Here is an 18169-nt window from a genome sequence, read left to right as displayed (position 1 = left end):
CCTCCACCGCTACAACTACCATCGCTGCCACACCGCCATCGGAGGACAACCACCGATCAGCCGTGTCAACAACCCTGCGGGTCAATACAGCTAGCGCCACCGGGCGGGCGCGCCGCACCCTCGCGTCGCCGCGCCCGCCGGACACCCACCGGCCCGCGCGTACGGGTGGGGCGTGGACGCCCCGCTTTACGCGTACCGGTCTCCGGGCGCTGCGCCACGGTTGTGCGCACTCACCGCTACCCGGCCGGCCGTCGCCGGGGGAACGCCAAAGGGCGGGACCGCGTGCGGTCCCGCCCTCCGGTGGGCTGCTCAGTGGCCGGTGCGCAGCAGGGTGCGGATCACCCGCATCGCGACGGACAGGCTGGACAGCTCGTAGTTGTCCGAACCCCTTATGTCGTCGAGGGTGGTCTTGGCCCGCGTCATCAGCGTGCTGTTGAGCTCGGCCCAGGCGCCGTAGCGCTCCTCCGGCGAGGAGCCCTCGGGGCCGCAGGCCAGGATGTCCGCGGTGAGCGCGGCGTGCGCGGCGAACAGGTCCTCGCGGATGGCCGCACGGGCCATCGAGGACCAGCGGTCGGTCCGCGGCAGCTCGATGATCCGGTCCAGCAGGTGGGTGATCTGCAGGCGGTCGGCGAGGTCGTAGTAGAGCTCGGCGACCTCCATCACGTCGGCGTCCGAGCGGTCCGCGACACCGACGATGTCCAGGGTCGGGAAGGCCGAGGACAGGCCGGCCACCCGGGTGGCGAGGGCCTCGGGCACGCCCGAGGCGGACAGCTCCTGGTAGATCTTCTCGAACCAGGCCGCGTCCTCGCCGCGCAGCGGCTTGGGCAGGCTGTCCCAGACCTGGTTGACCCGGTCGTGGAAGAACTCGATGGTGCCGGCGATGTCCAGCGGCTGGCGGCGGTTGTTGAGCATCCACCGGGTGGCACGCTCGACCAGACGGCGGGCGTGCAGCCGCATCCGGGTCTGGACCTCGGCGGGGACCTGGTTGTCCAGCTCCTCGATCTGGTCCCAGAGCTGCTCCAGGCCGAACACCGCGCGGGCGGCCGCGTGGGTGCGGGCGATCTCCTCCATCGTCGCGCCGGTCTCCTCGCGGAGCCGGAACGCGAAGGTGCAGCCACCGCGGTTGATCGTGTCGTTGACGATCAGGGTGGTGATGATCTCCCGGCGCAGCGGGTGGTTGTCGATCGCCTCGGCGAACTTGGCCCGCAGCGCGCTCGGGAAGTACGCGTGCAGCACGGTGCGGAAGTACGGGTCGTCGGGCAGCCCGGTGGCGAGCAGCTCGTCGGCCAGCGTGATCTTCGTGTAGGCGAGCAGCACGGACAGCTCGGGCTGCGAGAGCCCGCGGCCGTTCTGCTGGCGGTCGCGGATCTGGCGCTCGGTGGGCAGGAACTCCAGCGCCCGGTCGAGCTGGCCGTTGGCCTCCAGGCGGTTGATCATCCGGGAGTGCACGTTGACCATCGAGACGGCCTGGGCGACGGCGTTGGCCAGCACCACGTTCTGCGCGTAGTTGTTGCGCAGCACCAGGTGGCCGACCTCGTCGGTCATCTCGGCGAGCAGGGCGTTGCGCTGCTTGACCGTCATGTCGCCGTCGGCGACCACCTGGTTGAGCAGGATCTTGATGTTGACCTCGTGGTCCGAGGTGTCCACACCGGCGGAGTTGTCGATCGCGTCGGTGTTGATCCAGCCGCCGGTGCCCTCGGGGCCGCCGGTGGCCGCGTACTCGATCCGGCCGAGCTGGGTGCAGCCGAGGTTGCCGCCCTCGCCGATCACCCGGGCCCTGACCTGCTCGCCGTTGACCCGGATGGCGTCGTTGGCCTTGTCGCCGACCTCGGCGTTGGTCTCGCTGGAGGCCTTGATGTAGGTGCCGATGCCGCCGTTCCAGAACAGGTCGACGGGCGCCTGGAGGATGGCCTTCATCAGCTCGGCCGGGGTGAGCTTGGCGGCGTCGAGGCCGAGCCGCTCGCGGACCTGCGGGGAGAGCTGGATGGCCTTGGCGGAGCGCGGGAAGACCCCGCCGCCGGCCGAGATCAGCGACTTGTCGTAGTCGTCCCAGGAGCTGCGCGGCACGTCGAACAGGCGGCGGCGCTCGGCGAAGGAGACCGCGGCGTCCGGGTCCGGGTCGAGGAAGATGTGCCGGTGGTCGAAGGCGGCGACCAGGCGGATGTGCTCGCTGAGCAGCATGCCGTTGCCGAACACGTCACCGGACATGTCGCCGATGCCGACCACGGTGAAGTCCTCGGTCTGGGTGTCGTGGCCCAGCTCGCGGAAGTTGCGCTTGACCGACTCCCAGGCGCCGCGGGCGGTGATGCCCATGCCCTTGTGGTCGTAGCCGGCCGAGCCGCCGGAGGCGAACGCGTCGCCCAGCCAGAAGCCGTACGACTCGGCGACCCCGTTGGCGATGTCCGAGAAGGTCGCGGTGCCCTTGTCGGCGGCGACCACCAGGTAGGTGTCGTCCTCGTCGTGGCGGACCACGTCGGCGGGGTGGACGACGTCACCGGCGACCAGGTTGTCGGTGATGTCGAGCAGCGCCGAGATGAAGGTCTTGTACGAGGCGATGCCCTCTGCCATCCAGGCGTCGCGGTCCACCGACGGGTCCGGCAGCTGCTTGGCGACGAAGCCGCCCTTGGCGCCGACCGGGACGATCACGGTGTTCTTGACCATCTGGGCCTTGACCAGGCCGAGGATCTCGGTGCGGAAGTCCTCTCGCCGGTCGGACCAGCGCAGACCGCCGCGGGCGACCTTGCCGAAGCGCAGGTGGACGCCCTCGACCCGGGGCGAGTAGACCCAGATCTCGAACGCCGGGCGCGGGGCCGGCAGGTCCGGGATGGCCTTCGGGTCGAACTTCATCGACACGTAGGAGTGCCACTGGCCGTCGGCCGCGTGCTGGAAGAAGTTGGTCCGCAGGGTGGCGTTGATCAGGTGCAGGAAGGAGCGCAGGATGCGGTCCTCGTCCAGCGAGACGACCTCGTCGAGGGCGCCGTTGAGCTCCTCGAAGATGCCCTCGGTGAGCTCCTGCGCACCCGAGCGGTGGCTGGGGCTGAGCCGGGCCTCGAAGAGGTTGACCAGCAGCCGGGTGGAGTGGGTGTTGTTGCGGAGCGCGTCCTCCATGTAGTCCTGGGAGAAGGTGCTCCCGGCCTGCCGGAGGTACTTGGCGTACGCGCGCAGCACGACGGCCTGGCGCCAGTTCAGCCCGGCGGTCAGGACCAGCTCGTTGAAGCCGTCGTTCTCGGCCTTGCCCGTCCAGGTGGCCGAGAAGGCCTCCTGGAAGCGCTCGCGCGCCTCGTCGCTCAGCTCGGTGGCCTCGCGCAGCTTCAGGCCGAAGTCGTAGACCCACGCGGTGCTGCCGTCGGAGCGGCGCAGCGCGTACGGGTGCTCGTCGAGCACCTCGACGCCCAGGCGCTGCAGGACCGGCAGGACCTCGGTGAGCGAGATCGGGCCGCCGACCCGGTAGATCTTGAAGCGGCGCTCGTCGTCGCCGGCGCCGACCGGCTGGTAGAGGTTGAGCCGGAAGTCGCCCTCGCCGTGCAGCGCCTCGATCTGCTTGAGGTCGGAGACCGCGGTGCGGGCGGTGAAGTCGGCCCGGTAGCCGTCGGGGAAGGCGTTGGCGTAGCGGTGGCCGAGCTCGGCGGCCCGCTCCTCGCCCAGCTCGATGTGCAGCTGGTCGTGGAAGCTGTCCATCCAGAACCGGGCGGCCTCGGCCAGCTTGGCCTCGATCCGCTCGATCTCGGCGTCGCCGAGCTGCGGCAGCTCGGTGCCGGCGGCGACCCGGACCACGAAGTGCAGGCGGGTCAGCACCGACTCGGTGGCGTGCACGGTGTAGTCGATCGACTCGCCGTTGAGCTCCTCCATGAGGATCTCCATCAGGCGCAGCCGGATCCGCGTGGTGTAGCGGTCGCGCGGCAGGTAGACGAAGGCCGAGAAGTAGCGGCCGTAGTCGTCCTGGCGCAGGAACAGCCGCAGCCGGCGGCGCTCCTGCAGGTAGAGCACGCTGGTGGCGATGGAGAGCAGCTCGGCGGCGGCGGTCTGGAAGATCTCGTCCCGGGGGAAGGTCTCCATGATCTGCAGCAGGTCGCGGCCGTCGTGGCTGTCGCTGGAGAAACCGGAGTCGGCGAGGACCTCCTGCACCTTGCGGCGGACCACCGGGATCCGGGTGACCGACTCGGTGTACGCGGCGGAGGAGAACAGGCCGAGGAAACGGCGCTCGCCGATCACCTCGCCGTTGGCGTCGAACTTCTTCACGCCGACGTAGTCGAGGTAGGCGGGGCGGTGCACGGTGGCGCGGCTGTTGGCCTTGGTGAGGACCAGCAGCTTCTTCTCGTGCGCCTTGGCCCGGACCGGGGCCGACAGCCGGCCGAACGCCTCAGCCACCGGGTGGTGGTCGACGTCGTGGCTGATCGGGTCGGAGCGCAGCACGCCGAGGCCGGTGCCGGGGACGGCCCGCAGCACCTCCTCGCCGCGGTGCTCGGCCAGGTCGTACTCGCGGTAGCCGAGGAAGGTGAAGTGGTCGTCGGCCAGCCAGCGCATCAGCTCCCAGGCCTCGCCGACCTCCTGCTCGGGCAGGTGGGCCGGGGGCTCCTCGGCGAGCTCGTCGGCGAGCCGCAGCGCGGAGTCGCGCATCTTGGTCCAGTCCTCGACGACCTCGCGGACGTCGCCCAGGATCCGGCGCAGGTTGGTCTCGATGGCACGGAGGTCGTCGCGGTCGGTCTCGCGGTCGATCTCGATGTGCATCCAGGACTCGACGGTCGCGTCGGCCGGCCAGCCGGTGCCGGCGGCCTGGCTGCGCGAGCAGGCGTCGATGTCCAGGATCTCCAGCAGCTTGCCGGTGATGTCACGGCGGACCGCCAGCTGGGGGTGGATCACGACGTGGATGCCGCGGTCCTCGCGGGTCAGCTCGTTGGTGACCGAGTCGACCAGGAAGGACATGTCGTCGGTGACCACCTCGACCACGGTGTGGCCGCAGGACCAGCCGTTCTCCTCGACGGTCGGGGTGTAGACCCGCACCTCCGCGGTGCCCTGGGGCCGCTTGAGCCCCAGCCGGTAGTGCGAGGCCGCCGCGCCGTACACGTCGACCGGGTCCCGGTCGACCAGGTCCTCGGGAGCGGTGTGGAGGTAGTAGTGGTGCAGGTACGCGGTCAGAGCGCCGTTGCTCAGACCCTCTCCCGGCGCCGCTCCCCCCACCTGGCTGTTCTCAGCGGCTGCTGCTGCCTTGGCGAGCAGTTCGGCCTTGGCTGCGTCCAGCTTGGTCTGCATGACTGTTTGGCTCCTGTCGCGCGCCGTTGCGTGACTCGGTGGTGGTGGCTGGGTGTACACCGCCGGGTCCGTCCGCAATCCTCCCGCATGATCCTGATGAAAACCGCTCATGCCACGCATGAGCGGCTGCGCATCTGGGTACGAGACGACGTTTGGCCTGCGTCGATCGGGTCCGGCGACGCCAGTCAGCCTAACCTGATGAAACGAAGGTGTCAGGGGACACGGAGGAGCAATCCTGCAGGGAGATCGTTCCTTCCTGGACACCTTGTCCAAACGGCATGATCGGACTGTCAGCGACTGCCGGATTGCCCGGCGGCGTCTCCCCGTCCGTGACCCCGGCCTTCACCGCTTCTTGATCGACTCTTCGCCGGACCTTCGTCCCGTCCGCTCAGCCCATGTGCGGGTACCGGTGGCCGGTCGGCGGCACGAAGGTCTCCTTGATCGACCGGGGCGAGGTCCAGCGCAGCAGGTTCTGCGCCGCGCCCGCCTTGTCGTTGGTGCCGGAGGCCCGTCCGCCGCCGAACGGCTGCTGGCCGACCACCGCACCGGTCGGCTTGTCGTTGACGTAGAAGTTGCCCGCGGCGAACCGCAGCCGCTCCACGGCCTGCGCGATGGCGTACCGGTCCTGGGCGATCACCGCGCCGGTCAGCCCGTACGGCGAGCCGCCGTCCACCCGGTCCAGCACGTCCGGCCAGCGGGCGTCCTCGTAGACCTGCACGGCCAGGATCGGGCCGAAGTACTCGGTCCGGAAGACCTCGTTGCGCGGGTCGGCGCAGAGCAGCACGGTGGGCCGCACGAAGTACCCGATCGCGTCGTCGTACTGGCCGCCGGCCACCAGCTCCACCGCCGGGTCGCGCTCGGCCCGCTCGATCGCGGCGACGTTCCTGGCGTACGCCTTGGCGTCGATCAGCGCGCCCATGAAGTTGCTCAGGTCGCTGACGTCGCCGACGGTCAGCGCGTCCACCTCGGCCAGGAAGTCGTCCTTGATCCGCTGCCACAGCCCGCGCGGCAGATAGGCCCGGGACAGCGCCGAGCACTTCTGCCCCTGGTACTCGAAGGCGCCGCGCAGCAGCGCGGTGCGCAGCACGCCGGGGTCGGCCGACGGGTGGGCGACCAGGAAGTCCTTGCCCCCGGTCTCGCCGACGATCCGCGGGTAGCCGCGGTACGAGCCGAGGTTGGCGCCGATGGTCTGCCACAGTGTCCGGAAGGTGGCGGTCGACCCGGTGAAGTGCAGCCCGGCCAGCGCCGGGTTGCCGAGGACGACCTGGGAGGTCGCCTGGCCGTCCCCGGTGACCAGGTTGATCACCCCGGGCGGCAGGCCGGCCGCCTCGAGCAGCCGCATCAGGTAGTGCGCCGAGAGCGTCTGGGTGGGCGCCGGCTTCCAGACCACGGTGTTGCCCATCAGCGCGGGAGCGGTGGGCAGGTTGCCCGCGATGGCGGTGAAGTTGAACGGGGTGACCGCGTAGACGAAGCCCTCCAGCGGGCGGTGGTCGGTGCGGTTCCACACCCCGGGCGAGGACTGCGGCTGCTCGGCCAGGATCTGCCGGGCGAAGTGCACGTTGAACCGCCAGAAGTCGGCCAGCTCGCACGGCGCGTCGATCTCCGCCTGCTGGGCGGTCTTGGACTGGCCGAGCATGGTCGCCGCGGCCACCGTCTCCCGCCACGGTCCGGCCAGCAGGTCGGCCGCGCGCAGGAACACGGCGGCCCGGTCGTCGAAGGAGAGCGAGCGCCACTCGGCGCCCGCCGCCAGCGCCGCGTCCACGGCCAGCTGCGCGTCCTGGTGGGTGGCGTTGCCGAGGACACCCAGGCGGGCCGCGTGGTGGTGCGGCTGGACCACCTCGATCCGCTCGCCGCCGCCGAACCGCAGCTCGCCCGCGATGGTCATCGGGAGCGGGATCTGCTCGCCGGCCAGCTCGTCCAACTTCTGCTCCAGCCGGGCCCGCTCGGGACTGCCGGGCGCGTAGCCGTTCGGCGGTTCGTTGACGGGGGTCGGGACCTGGGTCACTGCGTCGATCGGCACGGGGTCGCTCCACGGGGTCCGGGTGGCCGGCGCCGGCCGGCTCGGGCCGGCGCCGGCGTCAGGCGGGGTTGACCCGTCCAGACTGGCCAACCGGCCACCGAACCGCCCGGGGCGACACGCCCGGCGGCCCGGTCACCGGGCGGGGCCTGCGCCGACGGGTCAGTGCCGGGGAGCCCGCCGACGGGCCCCTCCCGGGCGACGGGCAGACCGGACGCCCCTCAGGCCGCCAGCTCCGCGGCCAGCTCGACCGCCTCCGCCAGGGTGTCCACCACCGGGACACCGACCACCTCGAGCTTCGCCCGGGTGTGCGAACCGCCGGTGTACAGCACCGCGTGCAGCCCCCACTCCAGGGCGGCCTGCGCATCGTCGGCGGCGTCCCCGATCAGGACCGTGTGCCGCGGCTCCACCTTCGGCCCGAGCTCCGCCAGGTGGCGGGCGAGGTGGCCCGCCTTGCGCCCGCCCGAGGCACCCCGGCGGCCGTCCACCCGCAGGAAGTGCTCCAGCAGCCCGAACCCCTCCACCACCGGCACCAGCCGCTCGTGCTCGTACATCGACAGCAGCGACTGGCTGCAGCCCGCCTCGCGCCAGCCGCTGAGCAGGCCCGGTACGCCCTCGGTCAGCGGGCAGGCGGGGCTCAGCTCGGCGTACCGGCGGTGGAAGGCCTCGTCCAGCGCCTCCCACTCGGCCTGGCTCGGGTCACGGCCGAGCAGCCGCTGGTAGAAGCGGGGGATGGGTATCTCGTACATCTCCCGGTACTGCTCCAGGGTGAGCGGGGAGATGCCGATGGTCTCGAAGGCCGCGTTGCTCGCGCCGAGCACCGCGTCCATGTCGTGGAACAGCGTTCCGTTCCAGTCCCAGACGATATGAGTGCGCACCCTGGAACGGTACCGGCCGGGCCGGCGCGAGCGGAAAGGGACGTCCCCGGCGGGGGGCTCAGGGCTCGGGCCGGCCGGGCTCAGGCCAGCAGGCCGGGGATCTCCTGGGTCGCGAACCAGAGCAGCTCGTGGTCCTCGGCCCCGCCGACCGTGAACTGGGCGTCCGCGTCGCCCTTGTCCGCCGCGGCGATGGCCTGCGCGGCGGCGGCCACGTCCGCCGCCACCTCCTCGTCGGCCGCGTCCGCGTGCACGGCGGCGGCCTTCGCCAGCCGCACCGGGCCCGACAGCACGACCCGGCCGAGCGCCGACTGGTCCTGGTACTCGTCACCGGGGAACGGCTGCACCGCGGAGTCGGCGACCTCGACGGCCACCACGACCCGGCGGCGCGGCGCGGCGCCGTCCTCGGCGAGCAGCCGGAGCGAGGACTCGGCGGCCCGGTTGAGCGCCGCGTACTCCAGCTCCTCGAGGTCGTCGCTGACGTACCACTCGCGCAGCGCGGGCGTCACCGCGTAGGCCACCGCCCGGTCCAGCTCGCCGCCCGGGTGCGCGGCCGCCAGACCCTTCAACGTGGTGGGCACGTACACGCGCATCGGGAGCACCTTCCTCGATCTGGCCGCGGCCATCACGCCGCGTCCCCAAGAATACGGCCCGCGTGATCACCCCGGCACCGCCGTCCCGGCGACGGTCCGGCCCCCGCGCGGGACCACCGAGCCCTTCCGGGGGCGACGGGGCCGCACAGGGCCGGGCCGGCTCCCGTGCAGGACCGCACGCACGCACGCGCGCCCGCCCGCCGCCTCACCCGAACGCGGACCACCCCACTCCCGCAAGCCACCCCGCCCGCACCCGGGCCTCGGCCCCAGCCGGACACGGGACAACCCGCACGCGGCCGCAACGCTGCGCCGGCCGCCCGATCCGCACATCCGCTGCCCCGCGCCCGAGCAAGGAGCAGCCGTTCCGGCCGGAGCGCAGCGGCTCCCGTCCAGAAGCGCCCCGCCCCGGACCTCGCCCCCCCGGCCGCCGGTCCCCCGGGTCAGCCCGCGGCCGCGCCGAGCGCCGCCCGGCTGGTGATCAGCGCGGACTCCAGCACCGCGGCCCGCCGGGCCGGGTCCATCATGTTGGGGCCCATCACCGCCAGGTCGGCCTGGGTCGGGGCGAGCAGCCGCACCCGGATCCCCACCGCCCGCAGCTCCCGCACCTCCCGCAGCAGCTGCCGGGTGACCGCCCTGCGGTAGCGGCTGAGCAGCTGCGCCAGCACACCCCGCGGCCGGTCGCGCGCACGCCACTCGCGCAGCGCGGCGACGGTGCCCCGGGCCGGTTCGGCCCGCCCGGCGGGGTGCAGCCGGATGCCCATCGGCGCCAGCACGTACACCTCGTCCAGGCCGCGGCCGTTCATCAGGTCCGCGTTGGTGGCCGACCAGCAGCCGCCGTCGACGTACCGCCCGCCGGCCACCTCGACCGGCGCGAACCAGCCGGGGATCGCGCAGGATGCCATCACCGCCTCGGCGACCCCGGCCGCCGGCGCACCCAGGTCGCCGAAGGCCACCCGGCGGCCGGTCCGGTAGTCGACGGCGGCCACCCGCAGCGCGCTGCCCTCGGGCCAGCCGCCGTCGCCGAACAGCTTCCTGACCAGGTCGCCGATGGGCGCGACCGAGCCCCGGCCGGGCGGCACGGCGGCGGAGACCATGGTGAGGAACGGGTAGTCGCGCGGGTGCCGGACGGCGTCCCGCAGCAGCCCCGGCGAGCCGATCGCCGCCTGCGGCCGCGGCGGCAGGGCCCCGCCCACCACCGTGTCGTAGTCGAAGTCGATGTCCATCAGCGGTCCGGCGGTCACCGGCCGTCCCAGCTGGTGGTCGCGGAGCTGTCCGGGCTCGACCCCGGCCGCGAGCAGGGTGCCCAGGAGGGCGCCCGCGGAGGTGCCGAGGAGCACCTCGGCGCTGCCCGGCCGCCAGCCGGTGGCCTCCTCCACCGCGCACAGCGCGCCGACCGTCCAGGCGGCGCCCAGCATCCCGCCCCCGCCCAGCACCAGCCCGCGCCGGATCCCGCTTCCGGGCCGCCCGTGCCGTACCCGCTCCGTGGCCGGCCCGCTCCTGGCCGGCCGGCCGTCTCCGGTGGACACCTGGGTCACGCCGTCTCCGCCCGCATCGTGGGAATCCGCTCCCCCGATACTGCGCCCTACCCGCCGGTAGGCCCGGTAGGGCAACGCCCTGATCGCAGCAGTCACCCGTCCCCCTTCGGGCCACGCCCGTCCGCCCCGGACGTCAACCCGGCGCGGACGGGGGCGGGCGGCCGGGCCCCGCACGCCGTACGTGCCACCCGGATAGGTGACAACGGACGGTCGGCGGCCGGCCCGCCGCAGCCGCTTGCCGCCCGCACCCCGCCTCGGTACCAAGGGACCCGCCGCCACACACCGCCGCGCCCACCCGGGAGGTCCGCCGTGCCCGAAGCCACCCTGCCCGCCACCGACGCACCCACCATTGCCACCGCCACCGCCACTGCCACCACCACCGCACACACCGCATACGCCGCACCCACCGCACACGCCACCACCGCGCCCGAGCCCGCCCCTCAGCCCGGAGCACGGCCGCTACCACCCGGCCCGAGCATCCGCCCGCTGGCGCCCGTACCCGGCCACCACCGCCCGCGCCGCCCGGTCCGCCACCCGCACCCGCACCCGTACCCGCCCACCGCCCCGGGGGCGCCGCGCGCCGCAGCGCACCGCGCCCGGCACGCCGGGCCCTCGCAGGCCCTCCTCCCGCGCCACCCGCGGACGGCGTGCGCCCCTGCCCACGGCGCGGGGCAGGGCGAGCTCGCGACCCGTTTCGCGCACCGGCTGGTGGAGGTGCTGACCGGCGTACGCCCGGTCGGCCAGCTCCAGCGGCACACCACGCTCAAGGGCTACCAGCAGATCGTCGCGCTGGTCCGCAACGGCCCGCTGCGCCCGCACGGCCGCGCGCCGCGCACCCGCCTCGGCCGGGTGTACGACTCCGCGCCACGCAGCGGGGCGCTGGAGGTGTGCGTCCGGGTGGAGTTCGGTCCGCGCCACCACATGGTGGCGTTCCGGCTGGAGCAGCACCGCCAGTCGCAGCAGTGGCAGTGCGCCGCCGTGGAGGCCCGCTGACCCTGCCCCGACGGCCTCCGCCCGCACACGCGCCAGGGCGCCGCCCCCGTAGAACGGGAAGCGGCGCCCTGGCGCGTGCAGTGCCTGTCAGGCGAAGCCAGATCAGCCCTTGCGGCGACGGCCGCCCTTGGCCGCCTTCGCGGCCTTGCGGCGCTCGGCGCGGGTCAGCCCGTCGCCCTCCTCGGCCGCGAGGTCGTCGAAGTCGCCCTCGACCACGCCGCCGCCGATCTCGTCCGACGGCGCGACGTAGTGCAGCTTCTTGCGCTGCGGCGCCTCCAGGCCCTTGGCCTTGATCTCGGGACGCGCGTCGGCCTTCTCCAGCGAGATGTCGGAGTCGGCCACCGGCACCTCCTCGACCTGCTGCTCGACCTGGACCTCCAGGTTGAACAGGTAGCCGACGGACTCCTCCTTGATGCCCTCCATCATCGCGGAGAACAGGTCGAAGCCCTCCCGCTGGTACTCGACCAGCGGATCGCGCTGGGCGTAGGCACGCAGCGCGATGCCCTCCTGGAGGTAGTCCATCTCGTACAGGTGCTCGCGCCAGCGGCGGTCCAGCACCGACAGCACCACGCGGCGCTCCAGCTCGCGCATGATCTGCTCGCCGAGCTGGTCCTCGCGGGCGCCGTACTGGGACTGGATGTCCTCCTGCAGCACCTTGGTGAGGAAGTCGGGGGTCAGCCCGGCCGGGCCGCCGACCTCCTCCTCCAGCTCCTCCAGGTCGAGGGTGACCGGGTAGAGCTGCTTGAGGGCGGTCCAGAGCTTGTCGAGGTCCCAGTCGTCCTCGAAGCCCTCACCGGTCGCGGCGGTCACGTAGGCCGCGACGGTGTCGTCCATGAAGTGGCCGATCTGCTCCTGCAGGTCCTCGCCCTCCAGGACGCGCCGGCGCTCGGTGTAGATCACCTCACGCTGGCGGTTGAGCACCTCGTCGTACTTGAGGACGTTCTTGCGGATCTCGAAGTTCTGCTGCTCGACCTGGGTCTGCGCGGAGGCGATGGCGCGGGTGACCATCTTCGACTCGATCGGCACGTCCTCGGGGACGTTGGCCATCGACAGCACGCGCTCGACCATGCCGGCCTTGAACAGGCGCATCAGGTCGTCGCCCAGCGAGAGGTAGAACCGGGACTCGCCCGGGTCGCCCTGACGGCCGGAGCGGCCGCGCAGCTGGTTGTCGATCCGGCGGGACTCGTGACGCTCGGTGCCCAGCACGTAGAGGCCGCCGGCCTCCTGGACCTCGGCCTCCTCGACCTTGACGGCCTCCTTGGCCTTCTCCAGCGCGCTCGGGAAGGCGGCCGCGTACTCCTCCGGCGTGTCCTCCTCGTTGAGCCCGCGCTGGGCCAGGTCGGCGGCGGCCAGGTACTCGGGGTTGCCGCCGAGCTTGATGTCGGTACCGCGGCCGGCCATGTTGGTGGCCACGGTGACGGCGCCCTTGCGGCCGGCCTGCGCGACGATCTGCGCCTCGCGCTCGTGGTGCTTGGCGTTCAGCACCTCGTGCGGGACGCCGCGCTTGCGCAGCTCCTGGGAGAGGTACTCGGACTTCTCCACCGACACCGTGCCGACCAGCACCGGCTGGCCCTTGTGGTGGCGCTCGGCGATGTCCTCGACCACGGCGGCGAACTTGGCCGGCTCCGACTTGTAGATCAGGTCGGGCTGGTCGATCCGCAGCGGGGTCTTGTTGGTCGGGATCGGCACCACGCCGAGCTTGTAGATCTGGTGGAACTCGGCGGCCTCGGTGGTGCCGGTACCGGTCATGCCGGAGAGCTTGCTGTAGAGCCGGAAGAAGTTCTGCAGGGTGATGGTGGCCAGCGTCTGGTTCTCGTTCTGGACCTCCACCCCCTCCTTCGCCTCGATCGCCTGGTGCATGCCCTCGTTGTAGCGGCGGCCGGCGAGCATGCGGCCGGTGTGCTCGTCGACGATCATGACTTCGCCGTTCATGACGACGTAGTCCTTGTCGTTCTTGTAGAGCTCCTTGGCCTTGATGGCGTTGTTCAGGAAGCCGACCAGCGGGGTGTTGACCGACTCGTAGAGGTTGTCGATGCCCAGGTAGTCCTCGACCCGGGTGACACCCTCCTCCAGCACACCGACGGTGCGCTTCTTCTCGTCGACCTCGTAGTCGCGGTCGCGCTTGAGGCGCTGCACCAGCTTGGCGAAGTCGCTGTACCACTTGGTGGCCTGGTCCGCGGGGCCGGAGATGATCAGCGGGGTACGGGCCTCGTCGATCAGGATCGAGTCGACCTCGTCGACGACCGCGAAGTTGTGGCCGCGCTGGACCAGTTCCTCCTGCGACCAGGCCATGTTGTCGCGCAGGTAGTCGAAGCCGAACTCGTTGTTGGTGCCGTACGTGATGTCCATCCCGTACTGGCGCTTGCGCTCGGCGGGCGACATGTTGGCCAGGATCACGCCGACCTCGAGGCCGAGGAAGCGGTGCACCCGGCCCATCCACTCCGAGTCACGCTCGGCGAGGTAGTCGTTGACCGTGATCAGGTGCACGCCCTTGCCGGTCAGCGCGTTGAGGTAGGCCGGCAGCGTGCCGACCAGGGTCTTGCCCTCACCGGTGCGCATCTCGGCGACGTAGCCGAAGTGCAGCGCGGCGCCGCCCATGATCTGGACGTCGTAGTGGCGCTGCCCGAGGACCCGCTTGGACGCCTCGCGGACGGTCGCGAACGCCTCCGGCATGAGGTCGTCCAGCGACTCGCCCTCGGCCAGCCGGCTCTTGTACTCGTCGGTCAGTGCCCGCAGTTCGTCGTCGCTGAGGTTGACGAAGTCCTCTTCGATCGAGTTGACCTGGGCAGCAATCCGCTGCAGCTTGCGAAGGGTCTTACCTTCGCCGGCGCGCAGGATCTTGTCGAAGACGGACACTTGGGCGGGCTCCTTGCCTGGATCGGCTCTGGACTACAGCACGGCGAGACCTACCCCACCGTACGGTCATCGTATGCGAGGAGGACAAGCCGCCGGGAGGTGCGTCAGCACGGTATTCCCGTGTCACCCGCCCGGGCAAAGCAGGGATTAGCGCCACCCGGCAGGGCAAAACGGTCACCGTACCTGTCGGTGTGCACTGCACAACCGCCCGGGACGCCCAAGGGTTCCCCTGCGTCCCTCCCCCGGGCCGCCCGCCGCCCCCCGGACCTGCGGGCCCCGACTGTCAGCGGCGGGCCCTACCCTGCCCGGCATGACCGCCATCAGCCTCTCCGCCGACCAGGCCCGCCTGATCGCCCTCCGCGCCCAGGGCCTGCTCGGCGCGCCGGACCGCCGCGCGGGCGTCCGCGGCGTGCTGCGCCACCTCGGCGCCGTGCAGCTGGACACCATCTCCGTGCTGGCCCGCTCGCACGAACTGGTCCCGTACGCGCGCCTGGGGGCGGTCGGACGGGCCGCGGTGGACCGCGCGTACTGGGGTTCGCAGGCCACCTTCGAGTACTGGTCGCACGCCGCCTGCATCCTGCCGGTCGAGGAGTGGCCGCTGTTCGCGTTCCGGCGCCGGGCCTACCGCGCCCGCGGGAACCTCTGGGGCCACCAGGTCTCCGCCGCGACCTACCGCCAGGTGCTCGACAAGCTGCGCGCCGAGGGCCCGCTGACCTCCACCGAGCTGGGCGGCGCCAAGCGGACCGCCGAGTGGTGGGACTGGTCCGACACCAAGATCGCGGTCGAGCGGGCGCTCTCCTTCGGCGATGTGGTCTGCACCGAGCGCCGCAGCTGGAAGCGGGTCTACCGGCTGGCCGAGCAGGCCATCCCGGAGGCGCTGTACGGGCAGGAGCCCTCCGACGCCGAGTGCCTGCGCCGGCTGGTCGCGCAGGCGGGGGCCGCGCTCGGGGTGGCCACCCGGGCCGACCTGATGGACTACCACCGGCTCAAGGCCGCCCAGTTCGACGCCGCCGTGGCCGAATCGGGCCTGGTCCCGGTCGAGGTGGCGGGCTGGTCCGGGCCGGCCTGGGCGGATCCGGCGGCGCTGGCGTCGGCGCCGCGCGGCCGCCACCGCACCACCCTGCTCTCACCGTTCGACTCCCTGGTCTGGGACCGCGCCCGCACCGAGCGGATCTTCGGCATGACGCACCGGCTGGAGGCGTACACCCCCAAGCACAAGCGGGTGCACGGGTACTTCGCGATGCCGCTGCTGGCCCAGGGCCGGCTGGTCGGCCGGATCGACCCGGCCCGCGAGGGGCGGACCCTGGTGGCCCGTCAGATCTCGCTGGACGCACCGAAGTACGTCGAAGCGGCGGCCACCGCCCTGCGCGAGGCCGCCGAGTGGGTGGGCTGCGACGCCGTCCGGGTCGAGGCGCTGGGCGACGAGCGACTGCGGCCGGCCCTGAGGTCCCTGCTGGACGGCTGACGGGAGCGGGCGGGCGCGACTGCCGCGGCCCGCCCGGTCCGGTCAGCCTATTTCCAGGATCTTCTCCCGCATCGCGTAGACCACGGCCTCCATCCGGGAGTGCAGCTGCAGCTTCTCCAGGATGTTGCGGACGTGGTTCTTCACGGTGTTCTCGCTGATGAAGAGCTCCTTGGCGATCTCCCGGTTGTTCATCCCGGTGGCCACCAGCTTGAGCACCTCCAGCTCCCGGTCGGTGAGCCGCGGTGCGGGCACCAACTCCCGGTCCTCGGACCGTCGCTGGATCATCGACTTGAACTCGGTGAGCAGCTTGGAGGCCATCGAGGGGCTGATCTGCGACTGCCCGTCGGCCACGGCCCGGATCGCGGTGGCGACCTCGTCGGTGGAGATCTCCTTCAGCAGGTAGCCGGTGGCGCCCGCCTTGATCGCCTCGTAGAGGTCGGCCTCCTCGTCGCTGATGGTCAGCATGATGATCTTCGTGCTCGGGACCACGTCCTTGATCGCGGTACAGGCCTCGATCCCGCTCCGGCGCGGCATCCTGACGTCCATCAGGATGATGTCCGGCAGCAGGTCCGCGGCCTTGAGCACGGCCTCGGCGCCGTCCCCGGCCTCGCCGATGACCGTGATGTCCTCCTCCTCGGCCAGCACGATCTCCAGGCCTCGGCGGAACAGTGCGTGGTCGTCCACCACCAGGACCCGGATCGGCTCGGCCCGGCGCAGCGCGTACCCGGGCTCCCCGCCCTCGCCCTGCCCGCCCCCCGAGCCGGCTCCCAAACCCTGGCTGAATGGCTCGCCCATCCGCTCCTCCCCCGGCTGCCGGTCGATGTCGTGCTCAATCATTCCACGGCGGGGGACCGGTTGATCACCCTCCGCCGTCGCACCGCCCAGCTGGGTGACCCCGGCGGCGTCGTGGGCCGCCGGGGTCACCGGTCATCTCAGTCTTCCGTGTTGTGCCGGACCGGTCGGTCCCGGTCCGGATCCTCCGGCGCCGGGCGACGGACCGTCAGTCCTCGTCCGGGCCGCCGATCGCCCCGCCGGCACCACCGGCGTCACCGTGGGCGGTGTGGTCCTCCTTGAGGTGGATCACACCGTAGTGGTAGCCGTGCCGGCGGTAGACCACGCTCGGCAGGCCGCTGTCCTTCTCCACGAACAGGTAGAAGTCGTGGCCGACGAGCTCCATCTCGTACAGCGCCTGGTCCAGCGACATCGGCCCGGCGGGGTGCGTCTTCTCGCGGACGACGAGCGGACCGTCGCCCTCCACCTCCAGCGATCCCATCATGGTCTTGCGGACCGTCCCGTTGGCACTGCCCGCGGGCGGCGCCGTCTCGGGGAGGGCTGCCAGCGCCGCCGTCGCCTCCGCGACACTGATCGGGGTGCGGCCGTTGCCGCCCTTGTGCACACGCCGGCGGTCGGCGGACTTGCGCAGCTGCGCGTCCAGCTTGGCTGAGGCCAGGTCGAGGGCCGCGTACGGGTCGGCAGCGGCTGCCTCGGCCCGGATCACCGGGCCACGGGTACGGAGGGTGATCTCGACCCGCTCGGAGCGGTCGGCCTGGCGCGGGTTGTGTTCCTTGGACACCTCGACGTCGAGGCTGATCACCTTGCCGTCAAACTTCTGGACCTTCTCCAGCTTCTCGGCCACGTGCTCGCGGAACCTCTTGGGCACCTCGGTCTTGCGGCCCTTGACGACGATGTCCACGCAGAACTCCGATCCCTTGTGCTGTCGCCGATCCGAGTACGTACCGGATCGGACTGAGACCCAGCCGGACCAGTCAATCGTCGCCGGTCCCGGCGCCGCCGGGAGTGGCGAGCGCGACTGGCCCTCACCTCACTTCCTCCCCACCGGGAGCGCTTGAAACCCCCTCTGGCCTTATGAGACACCCCACCAGGGGATTCCGCCTCCCCAGTCGAACAACGTAACGAGGGAGCACCGGCGGCACGGCTGTTGCCCTCTGTTTACCCTCCTACGAGTGAAACAACGGTAAACAGCTGGACAACACCGCCAGGGTGGTCAACCGTATGGCGCACATCGCCGTTCCGCCACCCCCCGGGAGGTGCCGAAATGACCGATCTGCCTGCGACCGTCCTCGGCCTCCTCGATCTGCTGCTGCCCGTGCCCTGTGCCGGCTGCCGGCTCGGTCCCGGCCCGCTCTGTCCGGACTGCCGCGCCACGCTGGCAGCCGTCCGGGCGGGCCCGGCCGAGCCGCGTCCGGCCCCGCCGGGCCTGCCCCCGCTGCACGCCGCGGCGCCCTACGCGGCGCCGGTACGGGGACTGCTGCTGGCCCACAAGGAGCGGGGCGCACTACGGCTGGCCGGGCCGCTCGGCGCACTGCTGGCCCGCGCCGTGCGCTCGGCGGCCGCCGGGCCCGTGCCGGTGGTGCTGGTCCCGGTGCCCTCGACCCGCCGTTCGGTCCGGGCCCGCGGCCATGATCCGATGCTGCGGCTGGCCCGGGCTGCCGCCCGGGAGCTGCGCGGCTGCGGGGTGCCGGCCCGGGTCAGCACCAACTCGCCGAGGTACGCGTCGACGCGACGCTGAACTGCGCCGCCGTCGACCCCGGTACGGGTCGCGTGCTCGTCGGGAGCGCGGCCGG

The 18169-nt window shown here is 72.2% G+C and carries 11 protein-coding genes; 3 read left to right on the top strand and 8 right to left on the bottom strand.

Annotated elements, in window-relative coordinates:
- Positions 1 to 309: 309 nt before the first annotated feature.
- The 5 genes from AB0D08_RS36150 to AB0D08_RS36130 all read right to left on the bottom strand — a co-directional run bounded on the left by AB0D08_RS36150 (position 310) and on the right by AB0D08_RS36130 (position 10270).
- Positions 310 to 5250 (bottom strand): NAD-glutamate dehydrogenase, encoded by a 4941-nt coding sequence (locus tag AB0D08_RS36150; RefSeq protein WP_359894550.1) that lies wholly within the window; start codon positions 5248 to 5250, stop codon positions 310 to 312.
- Positions 5251 to 5638: 388 nt separating this feature from the next.
- Positions 5639 to 7264, bottom strand: coding sequence for an L-glutamate gamma-semialdehyde dehydrogenase (pruA, locus tag AB0D08_RS36145; protein ID WP_033824975.1), 1626 nt, complete (start codon positions 7262 to 7264; stop codon positions 5639 to 5641).
- Between the two features lie 224 nt (positions 7265 to 7488).
- Positions 7489 to 8145 carry an HAD family hydrolase gene (locus AB0D08_RS36140; protein ID WP_359894548.1) on the bottom strand — a complete coding sequence of 219 codons (657 nt, stop codon included), beginning with the start codon at positions 8143 to 8145 and terminating at the stop codon, positions 7489 to 7491.
- An 80-nt stretch (positions 8146 to 8225) separates the two neighbouring features.
- The gene (locus AB0D08_RS36135; protein WP_033824969.1) at positions 8226 to 8735 is read right to left on the bottom strand and encodes a hypothetical protein; all 510 of its coding nucleotides are present in this window, start codon (positions 8733 to 8735) and stop codon (positions 8226 to 8228) included.
- Between the two features lie 440 nt (positions 8736 to 9175).
- Positions 9176 to 10270 carry a patatin-like phospholipase family protein gene (locus tag AB0D08_RS36130; RefSeq protein ID WP_359894546.1) on the bottom strand — a complete coding sequence of 365 codons (1095 nt, stop codon included), beginning with the start codon at positions 10268 to 10270 and terminating at the stop codon, positions 9176 to 9178.
- A 309-nt stretch (positions 10271 to 10579) separates the two neighbouring features.
- On the opposite strand from AB0D08_RS36130, the gene AB0D08_RS36125 reads away from it, so the two are divergent.
- On the top strand, positions 10580 to 11263 hold the full coding sequence (locus AB0D08_RS36125; RefSeq protein WP_359894544.1) for an Rv3235 family protein: 684 nt from the start codon (positions 10580 to 10582) through the stop codon (positions 11261 to 11263).
- A gap of 102 nt (positions 11264 to 11365) precedes the next feature.
- Here the strand turns inward: AB0D08_RS36125 and secA are convergent, their stop codons facing one another.
- A complete protein-coding gene (gene secA / locus AB0D08_RS36120) occupies positions 11366 to 14119 on the bottom strand; it encodes a preprotein translocase subunit SecA (protein ID WP_033824967.1) in 2754 nt (917 codons plus the stop codon).
- A 310-nt stretch (positions 14120 to 14429) separates the two neighbouring features.
- Here secA and AB0D08_RS36115 point away from each other — a divergent pair, with 310 nt between their 5' ends.
- A complete protein-coding gene (locus tag AB0D08_RS36115) occupies positions 14430 to 15584 on the top strand; it encodes a crosslink repair DNA glycosylase YcaQ family protein (RefSeq protein WP_033824966.1) in 1155 nt (384 codons plus the stop codon).
- Positions 15585 to 15626: 42 nt separating this feature from the next.
- Here AB0D08_RS36115 and AB0D08_RS36110 read toward each other — a convergent pair whose 3' ends face one another.
- Both AB0D08_RS36110 and raiA read right to left on the bottom strand, forming a co-directional pair.
- On the bottom strand, positions 15627 to 16379 hold the full coding sequence (locus tag AB0D08_RS36110; RefSeq protein WP_033824972.1) for a response regulator transcription factor: 753 nt from the start codon (positions 16377 to 16379) through the stop codon (positions 15627 to 15629).
- Between the two features lie 205 nt (positions 16380 to 16584).
- Positions 16585 to 17277, bottom strand: coding sequence for a ribosome-associated translation inhibitor RaiA (gene raiA, locus AB0D08_RS36105; RefSeq protein WP_033824965.1), 693 nt, complete (start codon positions 17275 to 17277; stop codon positions 16585 to 16587).
- Between the two features lie 363 nt (positions 17278 to 17640).
- Here raiA and AB0D08_RS36100 point away from each other — a divergent pair, with 363 nt between their 5' ends.
- Positions 17641 to 18114, top strand: a complete 474-nt coding sequence (locus AB0D08_RS36100; protein ID WP_359894540.1) for a hypothetical protein — start codon at positions 17641 to 17643, stop codon at positions 18112 to 18114.
- Positions 18115 to 18169: the final 55 nt, after the last annotated feature.

This window comes from Kitasatospora sp. NPDC048540 (genome assembly GCF_040651175.1).
In the GTDB taxonomy this organism is placed as follows: domain Bacteria; phylum Actinomycetota; class Actinomycetes; order Streptomycetales; family Streptomycetaceae; genus Kitasatospora.
The sequence above is the reverse complement of the archived record's forward strand: the minus strand, read 5'-3'. Positions and strand labels throughout refer to the sequence as shown.

Bases quoted from the DNA above. Each gene is read 5' to 3' on its own strand.
- AB0D08_RS36150 (WP_359894550.1), bottom strand. From the start codon at position 5,250: ATGCAGACCAAGCTGGACGCAGCCAAGGCCGAACTGCTCGCCAAGGCA.
- AB0D08_RS36135 (WP_033824969.1), bottom strand. From the start codon at position 8,735: ATGCGCGTGTACGTGCCCACCACGTTGAAGGGTCTGGCGGCCGCGCAC.
- AB0D08_RS36115 (WP_033824966.1), top strand. From the start codon at position 14,430: ATGACCGCCATCAGCCTCTCCGCCGACCAGGCCCGCCTGATCGCCCTC.
- AB0D08_RS36110 (WP_033824972.1), bottom strand. From the start codon at position 16,379: ATGGGCGAGCCATTCAGCCAGGGTTTGGGAGCCGGCTCGGGGGGCGGG.
- AB0D08_RS36100 (WP_359894540.1), top strand. From the start codon at position 17,641: ATGACCGATCTGCCTGCGACCGTCCTCGGCCTCCTCGATCTGCTGCTG.